The 11,967-nt window shown below is 64.7% G+C and carries 17 protein-coding genes; 6 read left to right on the forward strand and 11 right to left on the reverse strand.

Features of this window, described 5'->3' with window-relative positions:
• Positions 1-17: 17 nt before the first annotated feature.
• From ACUYV6_RS10815 to infC, 4 genes are all read right to left on the reverse strand, one after another.
• The gene (locus ACUYV6_RS10815) at positions 18-836 is read right to left on the reverse strand and encodes a TrmH family RNA methyltransferase (protein WP_449278679.1); all 819 of its coding nucleotides are present in this window, start codon (positions 834-836) and stop codon (positions 18-20) included.
• A gap of 163 nt (positions 837-999) precedes the next feature.
• Complete coding sequence (gene rplT / locus ACUYV6_RS10820; RefSeq protein WP_449278680.1) at positions 1,000-1,383, reverse strand: 50S ribosomal protein L20; 384 nt, start codon at positions 1,381-1,383, stop codon at positions 1,000-1,002.
• Positions 1,384-1,427: 44 nt separating this feature from the next.
• The gene (rpmI, locus tag ACUYV6_RS10825; protein WP_449278681.1) at positions 1,428-1,622 is read right to left on the reverse strand and encodes a 50S ribosomal protein L35; all 195 of its coding nucleotides are present in this window, start codon (positions 1,620-1,622) and stop codon (positions 1,428-1,430) included.
• 81 nt (positions 1,623-1,703) lie between these two features.
• The gene (gene infC, locus ACUYV6_RS10830) at positions 1,704-2,309 is read right to left on the reverse strand and encodes a translation initiation factor IF-3 (RefSeq protein WP_449278775.1); all 606 of its coding nucleotides are present in this window, start codon (positions 2,307-2,309) and stop codon (positions 1,704-1,706) included.
• A gap of 224 nt (positions 2,310-2,533) precedes the next feature.
• Here infC and ACUYV6_RS10835 point away from each other — a divergent pair, with 224 nt between their 5' ends.
• Positions 2,534-2,893, forward strand: a complete 360-nt coding sequence (locus ACUYV6_RS10835; RefSeq protein WP_449278682.1) for a DUF1844 domain-containing protein — start codon at positions 2,534-2,536, stop codon at positions 2,891-2,893.
• A 22-nt stretch (positions 2,894-2,915) separates the two neighbouring features.
• Here ACUYV6_RS10835 and ACUYV6_RS10840 read toward each other — a convergent pair whose 3' ends face one another.
• On the reverse strand, positions 2,916-3,353 hold the full coding sequence (locus ACUYV6_RS10840) for an Lrp/AsnC family transcriptional regulator (RefSeq protein ID WP_449278683.1): 438 nt from the start codon (positions 3,351-3,353) through the stop codon (positions 2,916-2,918).
• 79 nt (positions 3,354-3,432) lie between these two features.
• Here ACUYV6_RS10840 and ACUYV6_RS10845 point away from each other — a divergent pair, with 79 nt between their 5' ends.
• Together ACUYV6_RS10845 and ACUYV6_RS10850 are read left to right on the forward strand one after the other, a co-directional pair.
• Positions 3,433-4,221 (forward strand): AzlC family ABC transporter permease, encoded by a 789-nt coding sequence (locus ACUYV6_RS10845; protein ID WP_449278684.1) that lies wholly within the window; start codon positions 3,433-3,435, stop codon positions 4,219-4,221.
• Complete coding sequence (locus tag ACUYV6_RS10850) at positions 4,218-4,544, forward strand: branched-chain amino acid transporter permease (RefSeq protein ID WP_449278685.1); 327 nt, start codon at positions 4,218-4,220, stop codon at positions 4,542-4,544. The genes ACUYV6_RS10845 and ACUYV6_RS10850 overlap by 4 nt, the downstream gene beginning before the upstream one ends.
• On the opposite strand, the gene ACUYV6_RS10855 is transcribed toward ACUYV6_RS10850, so the two are convergent.
• Genes ACUYV6_RS10855 through ACUYV6_RS10880 form a run of 6 tightly spaced genes read right to left on the reverse strand, consistent with a single transcriptional unit; the run spans position 4,531 to position 9,100 of the window.
• Positions 4,531-5,427, reverse strand: coding sequence for an SseB family protein (locus ACUYV6_RS10855; protein WP_449278686.1), 897 nt, complete (start codon positions 5,425-5,427; stop codon positions 4,531-4,533). The two genes, ACUYV6_RS10850 and ACUYV6_RS10855, sit on opposite strands and share 14 nt — an antisense overlap.
• A 6-nt stretch (positions 5,428-5,433) precedes the next feature.
• Complete coding sequence (gene priA / locus ACUYV6_RS10860; RefSeq protein ID WP_449278687.1) at positions 5,434-6,180, reverse strand: bifunctional 1-(5-phosphoribosyl)-5-((5-phosphoribosylamino)methylideneamino)imidazole-4-carboxamide isomerase/phosphoribosylanthranilate isomerase PriA; 747 nt, start codon at positions 6,178-6,180, stop codon at positions 5,434-5,436.
• An 11-nt stretch (positions 6,181-6,191) separates the two neighbouring features.
• A complete protein-coding gene (hisH, locus tag ACUYV6_RS10865) occupies positions 6,192-6,830 on the reverse strand; it encodes an imidazole glycerol phosphate synthase subunit HisH (protein ID WP_449278776.1) in 639 nt (212 codons plus the stop codon).
• A gap of 53 nt (positions 6,831-6,883) precedes the next feature.
• Positions 6,884-7,492, reverse strand: coding sequence for an imidazoleglycerol-phosphate dehydratase HisB (gene hisB / locus ACUYV6_RS10870; RefSeq protein ID WP_449278688.1), 609 nt, complete (start codon positions 7,490-7,492; stop codon positions 6,884-6,886).
• Positions 7,489-8,574 (reverse strand): histidinol-phosphate transaminase, encoded by a 1,086-nt coding sequence (locus ACUYV6_RS10875; RefSeq protein ID WP_449278689.1) that lies wholly within the window; start codon positions 8,572-8,574, stop codon positions 7,489-7,491. The genes hisB and ACUYV6_RS10875 overlap by 4 nt, the downstream gene beginning before the upstream one ends.
• Positions 8,575-8,611: 37 nt before the next feature.
• On the reverse strand, positions 8,612-9,100 hold the full coding sequence (locus ACUYV6_RS10880) for a hypothetical protein (protein ID WP_449278690.1): 489 nt from the start codon (positions 9,098-9,100) through the stop codon (positions 8,612-8,614).
• Between the two features lie 222 nt (positions 9,101-9,322).
• On the opposite strand from ACUYV6_RS10880, the gene lexA reads away from it, so the two are divergent.
• The 3 genes from lexA to lipA all read left to right on the forward strand — a co-directional run bounded on the left by lexA (position 9,323) and on the right by lipA (position 11,912).
• Positions 9,323-9,985: a transcriptional repressor LexA gene (gene lexA / locus ACUYV6_RS10885; RefSeq protein ID WP_449278691.1), complete on the forward strand. Its 663-nt coding sequence runs from the start codon at positions 9,323-9,325 to the stop codon at positions 9,983-9,985.
• Positions 9,986-10,068: 83 nt separating this feature from the next.
• Positions 10,069-10,794: a lipoyl(octanoyl) transferase LipB gene (gene lipB, locus ACUYV6_RS10890; protein ID WP_449278692.1), complete on the forward strand. Its 726-nt coding sequence runs from the start codon at positions 10,069-10,071 to the stop codon at positions 10,792-10,794.
• Complete coding sequence (gene lipA, locus ACUYV6_RS10895) at positions 10,791-11,912, forward strand: lipoyl synthase (RefSeq protein WP_449278693.1); 1,122 nt, start codon at positions 10,791-10,793, stop codon at positions 11,910-11,912. Before lipB ends, lipA begins: the two co-directional genes overlap by 4 nt.
• Positions 11,913-11,967 lie beyond the last annotated feature (55 nt).

Raw genomic sequence — 11,967 nt, forward strand, 5'->3', positions numbered from 1 at the left:
GTCGACCGCGTTCGTCCTCAGGACGCGGTCGACGCGCGCTGCGCGAAAGCTGTTTCGTAGAGCAGCACCGATGCCGCCGTAGCGAGGTTCAGAGATTCAGCGCGTCCGAAGATCGGCAACTTGAGCGAACGATCGAGTTGCGCACGATGCTCGTCAGAAAGCCCGTGCGCCTCATTCCCGAAGACCCAGGCGATGCGACCTTCGAGTGCTCCCTCAGCACGGGCCTCCAGCAGGTCGTCACCGCGCACATCGGCGGCGAGGGTGGTGATTTCCGCAGCCCGGACTGCACTGACCACCTCGTCGAGCGAAGAGGCGACAGCGACAGGCAGATGGAACAGGGACCCCGTCGTCGATCGAACGACCTTGGGGTGGAACGGATCGATCGCCTCACCGGCAAACACCACGGCGTCTGCTCCGCACGCATCCGCAGCCCGCAGCACCGCACCCGCGTTACCCGGGTCACGCACCTCGTGCAGCACGGCGACGAGGCGTGCGTCTTCCATTGCATCGGAGAGCGATGTATCCCACGTACGCGCCACCGCGATCACGCCTTGCGGCTGCACCGTTTCGGCCATGGCAGCCAGCACCGCCGGGGTCACCCGTTCGATGACGATGCCCGCGTCAGACGCGAGGCGATCCACCTCGAACTGCCACGCAGCCGCGTCCATGGTCGCGTAAACGACATCGATCGATTCCGTCGCATAGGTGAGCGCCTCGCGCACGGCCTGCGGCCCCTCGATGATGAAACGCCCCTGCGAGCGCCGTTCCCGTTTACGTGCAAGAGCGGCGACCCGCTTCACACGTGGCGCTTTCGGATTCTCGAGGAGCTCGGTCACGGCACCAGCCTACCGGCCGGCACCGGGCTGCCAGCATCGCGCCGCACTATCAGCAGCGCCAGCACCGCCAGCACTTCAGCAGCGCCAGCACCGCCAGCACTTCAGCAACGCAGAAACCCCGCCGCCCTGATGGGCGACGGGGTTTCAACACGCAGTGCGAGGGTTACGCAGCCTTCGGAGCCGAAGTGTCTTCGGGCAGAGCCTGCTTCGCGACCTCAACGAGGGCGGCGAATGCGGCCTGGTCGTTGACCGCGAGCTCAGCGAGCATACGGCGGTCGACCTCGACACCCGCGAGGGCGAGGCCCTGGATGAAACGGTTGTAGGTCAGGCCGTTGGCGCGGGCACCAGCGTTGATGCGCTGGATCCACAGACGACGGAAGTCGCCCTTACGCTTGCGGCGGTCGTTGTACGAGTAGACCAGCGAGTGAGTGACCTGCTCCTTGGCCTTGCGGTAGAGGCGCGAACGCTGTCCGCGGTAGCCCTCTGCGCGCTCGAGGATGACGCGACGCTTCTTGTGGGCGTTGACTGCCCGCTTGACTCTAGCCATGTGTGTTCTTCCTTACGAAAAGTCTTGGTGTTCGGGTGCCGGGCTCAGAGGCCGAGCAGCTTCTTGGCCTGCTTGGCATCGCCCTTGGCGAGCACCTGCTCGGCATTCAGACGGCGCTTGCGCTTCGAGGCCTTGACCTCGAGGTTGTGACGCATGCCGGCCTGCTGCTTCATCAGCTTTCCGGTACCGGTGACCTTGAAGCGCTTCTTGGCCCCCGAGTGGGTCTTCTGCTTGGGCATTGTTTCTCCTTGATTTCATGTGTGCCGCCGGGGCGGCCACGTGCGCTGCGGCGCTGAGCGCCGAAGTCTGTCGTGCGTCGGTCAGGCGTCGGCGGCCTTCTCCGCGCGGCGGACGGCCTTCTCCTCGGCGCGACGTGCGTTCTGCTCCGCCTTTGCCTCCGACTTGTTCTTGAGCGGCGCGATGACCATCACCATGTTGCGACCATCGATGCGGGGGTTCGACTCGACCGAGCCGTACTCCGCGATGTCCTCCGCGAACTGCTGCAGCAGACGCACACCCATTTCGGGGCGGGACTGCTCGCGACCGCGGAACAGGATCATCGCCTTCACCTTGTCGCCCTGCGACAAGAAGCCAACGGCCCGCTTGGTCTTGGTCTCGTAGTCGTGCTTGTCGATCTTTAGGCGGAAGCGAACTTCCTTGAGCACCGTGTTCGCCTGGTTACGACGGGTCTCCTTGGCTTTCTGCGCCGCCTCGTACTTGAACTTGCCGTAGTCCATGATCTTCGCCACGGGCGGCTTCGAGTTCGGGGCGACCTCGACGAGATCGAGATCGGCGTCTGCTGCCAGGCGCAGCGCTTTCTCGATCGGCACGACACCGACCTGCTCGCCACTGGGTCCGACCAGTCGCACCTCGGGGACGCGGATTCTGTCATTCGTACGGGGATCGCTGATAGCCTGCTCCTTCAGATCTCATCACGGCGGCCCACTGAGGGCCCAGAAGCCGGAGAAAATCAGGATCGCGCACGCGCTCACCCGCACCCTTCACGCTGTCGATCGCTCGACGGAGTGCCAACGACCCGAATGCCCAGAGGGCAACGGGTGGGATTTCTCCTCTTCCGTGCCTCGGCAATACGCCGAGAACCTCACAAAGCTTAGCACAGCGATTCCTGCAGGGCGATAGGCTGGTATTCATGAGTTCTGCTGAGCAGCCCGAATCCCTGTCCATCGCCGAGCAGGCAGCCCGAGACATCGCGGAGGTGCCGGCTGTCGAGATCATCACCTCCGCTGCGGTGAATCTGCTCAGCGCCGCCGCCATCAAGTGCGGCCTCTCAGACGATCCAGAGAACGAGACCGATCTCGACGAGGCCAGAAAGCTCATCAACGCACTTGCGGGACTCATCACCGCCGGCGCCCCCGAGATCAGCGACTCGCACGCCCGACCGTTGCGCGACGGTCTGCGGTCCGTGCAGCTTGCATTCCGTGAGGCTTCGATGATCCCCGACGCTCCCGGGCAGGGCCCTGGCGAGAAGTACACGGGCCCAGTGATCTGAACGCACCGAAGGCGCCCGCAGCTCACCGCCGCTTGATGCTCTTCATCGCGATGTGTGACGTGACTCGACTGACCCCAGCGACCGACATGATGCGGTGCGTCAGCAGATCCTCGTATGCCGCCAGATCAGCCACAGCGATGCGCGCGAAGTAATCGGGACTGCTGAACAGCCTCATGAACTCGACGACTTCAGGAAGGGCGGCGATCTCCCGCTCAAAGCCCTCCACCGTCGCAGTGTCGTGCACCGCAAGATCGAAGTGCAGAATCACCTCGAAACCTCTCCCGACTGATTCAGGCGCGATCTCCGCCCGATAGCCGCGGATCACTCCATCGTGCTCGAGTCGCTGCACCCTCCGCAAGCAAGGTCCTGGAGTCAGCCCCACTCTTGCGGCCAACTCGACATTGCTGATGCGCCCGTCCCGCTCGAGCTCTTCGATAATTGCGTGATCTAAGTGATCCATAGGTCCATAGTGCACAGAACCTCCCATATGCGCAGCATTTCGCATGCACATTGCGCGCAAACTTCGAGATGATGTTCTCATGCCAGACTCGCCCCCTCCGACATTTCCGGAACCGCCCCGCCCGGGCGTGCGCGCCGGACTGGTCGACTCGCTCGGTTCCGGGATCGGGATCTTCCCACTGGGCGTCGCTCTCGGCGTTCTCGTCATCCAGGCAGGCCTTCCCTGGTGGCTCACTCCGGCGCTCTCGATCGGCATTTTCGCCGGCTCTGTGGAACTGCTGCTCGTCAGCATGCTTGCGGCCGCCACACCGATCCTCACCATCGCCGTCACGGTCTTCGCCGTGAACTTCCGCCATGTCTTCTACGCGCTCTCGTTTCCCATCGACGCAGTGCGACGAGGCCTTCCCCGTGCCTACTCGGTGTACGGAATGGTCGACGAAGCATACGCAACGTATGTGCTGATGCCGCGCGAGCAACTCGCATCACGCCGCATGGTGGCCGGCCAACTCGCAATGCAGGGGTACTGGGTGTTCGGCGGCCTGATCGGCGTCATGATCGCGCACCTCATGCCCGAACCTATCGAGGGCTTCGAATTCGCACTCTGCGCGCTCTTCACTGTGATGGCGCTCGATGCTGTGCGCTCGAAGCGCGAACTCCCGTCCGCACTACTCGCCGCACTCGCCGTGAGCGCCGCGCTCATCATCTCGCCTGACTCCGCACTGCTCGTCGGCCTCATCATCTTCTCGACGCTGCTCGCACTCCGATTCGTGCTGAACCGGTGGCAGGAAGCCCGGGGCACCGACACCAACACCGACAGCAGCACCGACGCGAGCACCGACAACACCAGTAGTGACGGAGGCCCGGCATGACCAACACGTGGTATCTCATCACTGCCGTGGCCGTCTCCGGCCTCATCACACTCGGTTTGCGGGCGCTGCCCTTCGCGGCGTTGAAGCCGCTGCGCAAGTCGCGCTTCGTGCAGAAGCTCGGGCAGTGGATGCCGGCGGGCATCCTGTTGATCCTCGCGGTGGTGATCTTCCGAGGCCAACTCGTCGACCAACCAGACCGGGCCTGGGCCGCGATCGTTTCGCTCGCAGTGACCGTCGCGGTGCACCTACTGTCGAAGCGGCGCACCCTCGTCAGCATCGCAGCCGGCACGACCTGCTACGTGCTGCTCATCAATCTCGTGTGAACGGGGTCTCCGCTGCCACCGGACGCACCCGCAGCGAGTCGACGCGAGACGCGATCGAACGATCGACTGCCCAGCGCGACTGCACCCCGGCGACGAGCGCGCTCAATTCCTCCCGGTCGAGACCTGGTGCGAGTTGCAGCACGACGTCGGTCTCAGGAGCCAGCAGCCGCCCCTCAGGGTCTCCTGGCACGAGCATCACCGCGGCGACCCGCTCGTCGTCGGCGAGTGAGTCCTGGAAGGCGACCAGCACGTCGCCATCGGCCCAGGACGGCGGCAACGGTGCCCCCATGGCCATCGCTTCGAGTTGCGTACGACGCACACCAAATTCCTGATCGGCGGTGCCCGGGTCAACGATGATGAGGTCCGTCTGCTCCTGAGCTGCGGCGAGCGCGGCCTGAGGGCCGGGTACCGGGATCGGCCGCGCTTCGGGGTTCCATTCCCGCATGGTCGCGACTGAGCTGAACACCGGCATGGCTCGACGCCCATCGGGCGCGACGACGGTCACGATGGAGAGTTCCTGCGACTTCTCGACGACCTTTCCGTCAGGCGTGAGCCCGGTGTCGCCGGCCTCGGCGAGCAAGGGAATCAGCACGCGCACCCGGGAGAGCGCGAGGATCGCGTCAGTGTGGGTCTCTGCGAGGCGCTCGAGGCCCGAACCCGTGGTCCGAAGTGACTCAGCGGCCGTACGTACCGCGGCGACTGCCGTACGCAGTTCGTCGGGCGTCTCACCATTGTCGTCCGCGAACGCTGTTTCGTGGTGGTCGAACGTGCGACCGGCCCAGGGGAAGCCTGCGGAATCCGCGGACCCTCCTGCGACGAGGCTCTCAGGTACGCCAGTAGCGCGGGGAGCATCGCCGGTCGAGGGGAGCTTTTTGATCGCCATAGGCCTTTAGTTCGTGGCGACGTCGAGAGCCGCCGCCAGTGTGAACGCTCCGTCGTACAACGCCTTGCCGACGATCGCCCCTTCGACTCCGAGATGCACGATCTCACGCAGAGCCGCCAGATCGTCGAGACTCGAGACGCCGCCGGAGGCCACGACAGGCCGGTCGGTCTTGGCGCACACCTGAGCCAGCAGCTCGACGTTCGGGCCGCGCATGGTGCCATCCTTCGTGACATCGGTCACGACGTATCGCGAGCACCCGGCCTCCTCGAGTCGGGCGAGCACCTCCCAGAGATTGCCGCGATCCTCAGTCCACCCGCGTGCAGCGAGCGTCTCACCGCGCACATCGAGGCCGACCGCGATCTGCTCTCCGTACCGGGCGATTGCCGCTTCGGTCCATTCCGGGTTCTCGAGCGCGGCAGTACCGAGGTTGACCCGTGTCGCGCCGGCTTCGAGAGCCGCCTCGAGGCTCGCATCATCGCGAATGCCGCCTGAGAGCTCAATCTTCACGTGCCTGGCATGCTTCATCACTTTGCGGATCACCGGAGCATTGCTGCCCCGGCCGAACGCTGCGTCGAGGTCGACGAGGTGGATCCATTCGGCGCCCTGCTCCGCCCAGTCAAGGGCCGCGTCGACAGGATTGCCGTAACCTTTCTCGGTTCCGGCTTCTCCCTGCGTCAGACGGACCGCCTGGCCGTCGACGATGTCGATGGCGGGCAGCAGGACGAGCTTGGGTCGCTCACTCAGATTGGTCATGACTCCCGAGTCTAGCTGAGCGTGTCGAGCCAATTCCGCAGAAGCCGAATACCTGCATCCCCTGACTTCTCAGGGTGAAACTGCGTAGCCGAGAGCGGCCCGTTCTCAACCGCCGCAATGAACCGCTCGCCGTGCTCGGCCCAGGTTACGAGTGGCTTCGTGGCTTCGGTGCGCCCCTCGATCGTCCATTCGGTCGCAGCGTTGCTGTGAACGAAGTAGAAACGCTCGTTCTCGATCCCCGCAAAGAGTCGGCTCCCCTCAGGAGCCTGCACGTGACTCCAGCCCATGTGCGGCAGCACCGGAGCTTCCAACGCGCGTACCGTGCCCGGCCATTGCCCGAGCCCGTCAGTCTCCACGCCGCGCTCGATGCCACGTTCGAACAGCACTTGTTCACCCACGCAGATTCCGAGTACGGCTCGGCCACCAGCGAGTCGGCGATCGATGAGCTCGTCGCCACGGACATCGCGCAGCTGCCGGATCACGGCGTCAAAGGCCCCTACCCCTGGCACCAGCAATCCATCGGCGTCCATCACGGCGCGCGGGTCGCGGGTCAGTTCGACGTCTGCGCCGGCCATGACGAGTGCTTTCACCGCCGAGTGCACGTTGCCGGATCCGTAGTCGAGGACGACGACGCGCTTGCGCGGCGACATCTCGGAGGGGTTCGTCTCGGAGGGCTCCGGTTCTCCCGATCCGGCGGCTGCGGTCACAGGGCGCCCTTGGTGGAGGGGATCCCCGAGACGAGCGGGTCGACGGCCTTCGCCTGGCGCAGGGCACGAGCGAACGCCTTGAACTCGGCCTCGGCGATGTGGTGCGGATCGCGGCCCTCAAGCAGCTTCACGTGCACAGTGAGCCTCGCGTTGAGCACGAAGGCCTCAAAGAAGTGCCGCACCATCGACCCGGTGAAGTGGCCGCCGATGAGGTGATACTCGAAGCCCGCGGGCTCGCCGGAGTGCACCAGGTAGGGGCGGCCGGAGATGTCGACGACCGCCTGGGCGAGGGCCTCGTCGAGTGGAACGAGCGCGTCGCCGTAGCGCGAGATGCCGCTCTTGTCTCCGAGCGCTTCGAGCAGAGCCTGCCCCAGAAGGATCCCGGTGTCTTCAACGGTGTGGTGCACATCGATGTGAACATCGCCCTTGGCCCGCACCGTCAGGTCGGTCAGGGAGTGCTTCGCGAGCGCCGTGAGCATGTGGTCGAAGAACGGCACGCCGGTGTCGACGTCGGCAACGCCGTTGCCGTCGAGGTCGAGGTCGATGCTGATCTGCGACTCACTCGTGGAACGTTCGAGCGATGCGGTGCGTGGTGCTGCGGTCATGCCTCGATAGTATCGCGCAGATCGCGGATCGCGTCGATCAGCGTCGCCGTCTCCTCCTCAGTGCCCGCGGTGATGCGCAGGTGCCCGGGAATACCGAGGTTTCGGATCAGAATGCCCCGAGCCCGCAGCGCCTCGAACGTCGCATCAGGGTCGGCGAAGCCTCCGACGAGCAGGAAGTTCGCACCGGACTCGTGCACGTCGTACCCCATGTCAGCGAGCGCGCCGGCGAGTCGGTCTCGCTGGCCGCGAATGTCTGCGACGGTCGCGAGCATCGTGTCGGCATGGCGGACGGCGACGGTCGCTGCCGTCTGGGTGAGCACTGACAGGTGGTACGGAAGCCGCACGAGACGGAGTGCGTCGACCACCGCTGCGTCTGCGGCGATGTAGCCGAGCCGCACGCCGGCGAAGGCGAACGCCTTACTCATCGTCCGCGACACGATGAGCCGCGGACGGCCTTCGAGCAGTGCGACGGCGCTTTCGCGCCCATTGTCGAACTCGAAGTAGGCCTCATCGATGATCAGGATGCCGTCGAACGCGTCGTAGGCGGCTGTGATGACTTCACGGTCAAGTGGCGTTCCGGTTGGGTTGTTCGGTCCGCAGATGATCGCGATGCTGGGCCGGTGCTCACGCAGCGCCGCTGCGACTCCGTCTGGTGTGAGCGTGTAATCCTCTGGTCTCGGAACCGGGATCCATTCGGTGTCGGTGCCTGAGGCGAGCAGCGGATACATGGAGTAGGTGGGAGTGAAGCTCAACAGTGACCGGCCCGGGCCACCGAACGCTTGCAGGATCTGCTGCAAGACCTCGTTGGAGCCGTTCGCTGCCCACACCTGCTCGCCGGTCAGGCCATGGCCGAGGTAGTGCGCGAGCGCCTCGCGCAGCTCGAAGGCCTCTCGATCGGGGTAGCGGTTCGCACCACGCAGCGCGTTGCCGAGCGCCTCAGTGATATCGCGCACGACAACCTCAGGTATTGGATGCGTGTTTTCATTGACGTTCAGGCTCACCGGAACCGGATCCTGCGGTGCACCGTAGGGCTCCAGGCCGACGAGGTTATCGCGAAGAGGAAGGTCACTCAGCTGGGTCACCACTCCAGTCTAGAGCTGCTTCAGGGTTGAAGCTGCTTCAGGGTTCGATGCCCAGGTCTGAGGCGTCAACCACCCCGGGAGCGTCCGAGTACCGGAGCGGCACCGCGATCGCCTGCCCGGCAAGCACGCTCGAGCTATCGAGCTGATTGAGAAGGACGATCTCGGAAACCAGGTCGCGCGGATCTTCATTCGGATCCAACTCTGAGGCGACATTCCAGAGCGTCGCACCGGGAGCGACCACCACGTAGCCAAACTCCTGCGCACCGTCTTCAATCGACGCATTCGCGGAGGAAGACCCGAAGAGCGCGGCAGCAGCCAGCAGTGCAGACATCAGCACCGTGACGAGCCCACCGAACACAATGCGACCACGGCGGGTGAGCCGCAGCTTCGGCGACTGCGTCGAGGCGGTTGACCGAGCAGCAGGGTTCGTCGACCGAGCAGCAACGTTCGACCGAGCAGCAGTTGACCGAACAGCGGTCGGGTGTGCCGCGATCTCCTCCTGAGGAAGAAGTGCCAGTGCGCTCATGGTGGGGTTCCTTTCACTTTCGAGATTCGAATTCGCATTACGATCCGAACATCTCTTTCGAATGTATCTTCGATCTTTCGAAACCGCAAGCCCATCATTCGAGCCTTTCTGCCGCTTTCCTCGCGACACTCGAACACATGTTTGCCGGATTTCTCCGAACTCGGCTATCGTTTCGAACACGGCAGCACTGTTTCACGCACCACCGACATTCAAGGACTCCTCATGGCCGACGACGCCCCGCGCAAGACGAAGCCGCTCTCGGAGAAGCAGCAGGCGATCCTCGAATTCATCGCCCGCTCGGTCGAGAATCGCGGTTACCCGCCGAGCATGCGCGAGATCGGTGACGCTGTCGGACTCGCCTCGCTGTCGAGCGTGACGCACCAGCTCGGCAGGCTCGAGCTGGCCGGATACATTCGTCGAGACCCGAACCGCCCCCGGGCCCTCGAGATTCTCGTTGAGCTCGCATCGACCAGCCAGGCCATCGCAGATGCGCCGCAGCAGCAGGTAGAAGAGGCCGCGTACGTGCCGCTCGTCGGCCGCATCGCCGCCGGCGTTCCGATTACCGCGGATCAGCAGGTCGAAGAAGTCGTCCCGCTCCCCCGGCAGCTCGTGGGCGACGGTCAGCTCTTCATGCTGAAGGTCGTCGGCGACTCCATGATCGATGCTGCGATCTGCGATGGCGACTTCGTCGTCATTCGACAGCAGCGCGACGCCGAGAACGGCGACATCGTGGCTGCAATGCTCGATGGTGAGGCTACCGTGAAGGTCTTCAGACGACGTGACGGACATACCTGGCTGCTTCCCCGAAACAGCGCTTTCGAGCCGATCCTCGGCGACTACGCCGAGGTGCTGGGCAAGGTCGTCGCGGTCTTCCGCGCAGTCTGACACCGGTTCCCGCGAGGCGGGGCCAAGACTCCGTATTCGCAGGCCGATTTTATTTGTGGACTCCGTCCAATTATCCTGAGTGCATGACTCTGCCCTTGGTACAGAAGTCCGATGAGCTGGCACAACATGCAGGCGCGCCGACACGCACGCACCGCGAGCCGGACCCCTCGCCCGTCGATATCGTCGTCGCCGGTGTTGCCCCAGATCTGGTCCCATATCCGCGGGGTCTCGAGCTCCAGAGGCAAGCCGCCGATCGAGTGACTTTTGGCGAGAATCGCGGAACCGCGCTACTCCTCGAGCACGAGGCCGTATACACCGCGGGCAGGCGCTCCTCCCCCGATGAGTATCCCGACGACGGCAGTCCCGTAGTCCCGGTCGATCGCGGTGGCCGGGTCACCTGGCATGGGCCGGGACAGCTTGTCGGCTACCCCGTCATTCGACTGCGCGAGCAGGTCGGCGTGGTCGACTTCGTGCGCGACCTCGAGCAGTTGCTCATCGATGTGTCGGCGGAGTTCGGCGTAGCGGGCTATAGGATCGCAGGCCGCTCAGGCGTCTGGGCCCACGGCGCTACCGGTGAAGAGAAGTTCGCACAGATCGGCCTGCATGCGAAGGGGGGCCTCGTCACCCACGGTTTCGCGCTCAACTGCAGCAATTCACTGGAGCCGTTCTCGAACTTCGTGCCCTGTGGCATCACCGATGCCGGTGTGGCCTCGCTCAGCACCCTCGCAGGGGAAGAGATTCGCCCGGCTGATGTGCTTGCGAACCTGCGACCCCGTCTGGCCGAACTCCTTGAGGAGGTCGCCGCATGAGCGCCAAGAACCTCGGAAAGCCGCTCTCCGAGATTCTCGCGGAACGCGAACTCGCAGCAGCAGAGGTTTCGCCGACCGAGCACACTTCCGAAGAGACTCCGGTGCCGCACCCCCACCACCAGGGAGGCACCGCGCCGAATGGCCGCCCCCTGCTGCGCATCGAGCAACGCAATGCCGAGACTCCGATCGAGCAGAAGCCTGCCTGGATCAAGACACGTGCGCGCACCGGCCCCGAGTACTCAGCAGTCCGCGACCTGGTGAAGCAGGGCGGGCTGCACACGGTGTGCCAAGAGGCCGGGTGCCCGAATATCTACGAGTGCTGGGAGGATCGCGAGGCGACCTTCCTCATCGGAGGGTCGATCTGCACCCGCCGCTGCGACTTCTGCATGATCACCTCCGGAAAGCCGCTCCCGCTCGACTTGGACGAGCCACGCCGCGTCGCCGAATCAGTGCAGACGATGGGTCTGCGCTACGCCACCATTACCGGCGTGACTCGCGACGACCTCCCCGACACGGGAGCCTGGCTCTACGCCGAGACAATCCGACAGATCCACGAACTCAACCCCGGTTCCGGCGTGGAAGTACTCGCAGACGACCTGGGCGGGCGCCCCGAAGACCTTGCGCAGGTGTTTGAGGCAGCTCCTGAGGTATTCGCCCACAACCTCGAGACGGTGCCTCGAATCTTCCGCAGGATTCGACCCGGCTTCCGCTATGAGCGTTCACTCGGGGTCATCTCGCAGGCTCGCGCAGCCGGAATGATCACGAAGTCCAACTTGATCCTCGGCATGGGCGAAACCCGCGAGGAAATCCGTGCCACTATGCACGATCTGCACGACGCCGGGTGCGACATTCTGACCCTGACGCAGTACCTCCGCCCCTCCAAGCTGCATCACCCGATCGACAGGTGGGTGCGCCCCGAGGAGTTCGTCGAGTTGAAGGTCGAAGCCGACGCGATCGGCTTCTCCGGGGTGCTCGCAGGCCCTCTCGTGCGGTCTTCGTACCGCGCCGGGCGGCTCTGGGCACGCACGATGTCGCAGAAGGGACGAGAAGTCCCGGCGAACCTGCGTCACCTCGCGGAGAGCGCAACCGCTGACGACGCGTTCCTGCAGGCGGTATAGCCTTCTGCGGGCTCAGCAGAGTCAGGGCCCGCAGATCAGGGAGTAGTGGCTCGGC

The sequence above is a fragment of the Leucobacter sp. GX24907 genome (assembly GCF_053567335.1).

What these genes read in the sequence shown, in the direction of transcription:
- rplT (WP_449278680.1), bottom strand. Translation starts at nt 1,383, where the DNA reads ATGGCTAGAGTCAAGCGGGCAGTCAACGCCCACAAGAAGCGTCGCGTC.
- rpmI (WP_449278681.1), bottom strand. Translation starts at nt 1,622, where the DNA reads ATGCCCAAGCAGAAGACCCACTCGGGGGCCAAGAAGCGCTTCAAGGTC.
- ACUYV6_RS10835 (WP_449278682.1), top strand. Translation starts at nt 2,534, where the DNA reads ATGAGTTCTGCTGAGCAGCCCGAATCCCTGTCCATCGCCGAGCAGGCA.
- ACUYV6_RS10840 (WP_449278683.1), bottom strand. Translation starts at nt 3,353, where the DNA reads ATGGATCACTTAGATCACGCAATTATCGAAGAGCTCGAGCGGGACGGG.
- ACUYV6_RS10845 (WP_449278684.1), top strand. Translation starts at nt 3,433, where the DNA reads ATGCCAGACTCGCCCCCTCCGACATTTCCGGAACCGCCCCGCCCGGGC.
- ACUYV6_RS10850 (WP_449278685.1), top strand. Translation starts at nt 4,218, where the DNA reads ATGACCAACACGTGGTATCTCATCACTGCCGTGGCCGTCTCCGGCCTC.
- ACUYV6_RS10855 (WP_449278686.1), bottom strand. Translation starts at nt 5,427, where the DNA reads ATGGCGATCAAAAAGCTCCCCTCGACCGGCGATGCTCCCCGCGCTACT.
- priA (WP_449278687.1), bottom strand. Translation starts at nt 6,180, where the DNA reads ATGACCAATCTGAGTGAGCGACCCAAGCTCGTCCTGCTGCCCGCCATC.
- hisH (WP_449278776.1), bottom strand. Translation starts at nt 6,830, where the DNA reads ATGTCGCCGCGCAAGCGCGTCGTCGTCCTCGACTACGGATCCGGCAAC.
- hisB (WP_449278688.1), bottom strand. Translation starts at nt 7,492, where the DNA reads ATGACCGCAGCACCACGCACCGCATCGCTCGAACGTTCCACGAGTGAG.
- ACUYV6_RS10880 (WP_449278690.1), bottom strand. Translation starts at nt 9,100, where the DNA reads ATGAGCGCACTGGCACTTCTTCCTCAGGAGGAGATCGCGGCACACCCG.
- lexA (WP_449278691.1), top strand. Translation starts at nt 9,323, where the DNA reads ATGGCCGACGACGCCCCGCGCAAGACGAAGCCGCTCTCGGAGAAGCAG.
- lipB (WP_449278692.1), top strand. Translation starts at nt 10,069, where the DNA reads ATGACTCTGCCCTTGGTACAGAAGTCCGATGAGCTGGCACAACATGCA.
- lipA (WP_449278693.1), top strand. Translation starts at nt 10,791, where the DNA reads ATGAGCGCCAAGAACCTCGGAAAGCCGCTCTCCGAGATTCTCGCGGAA.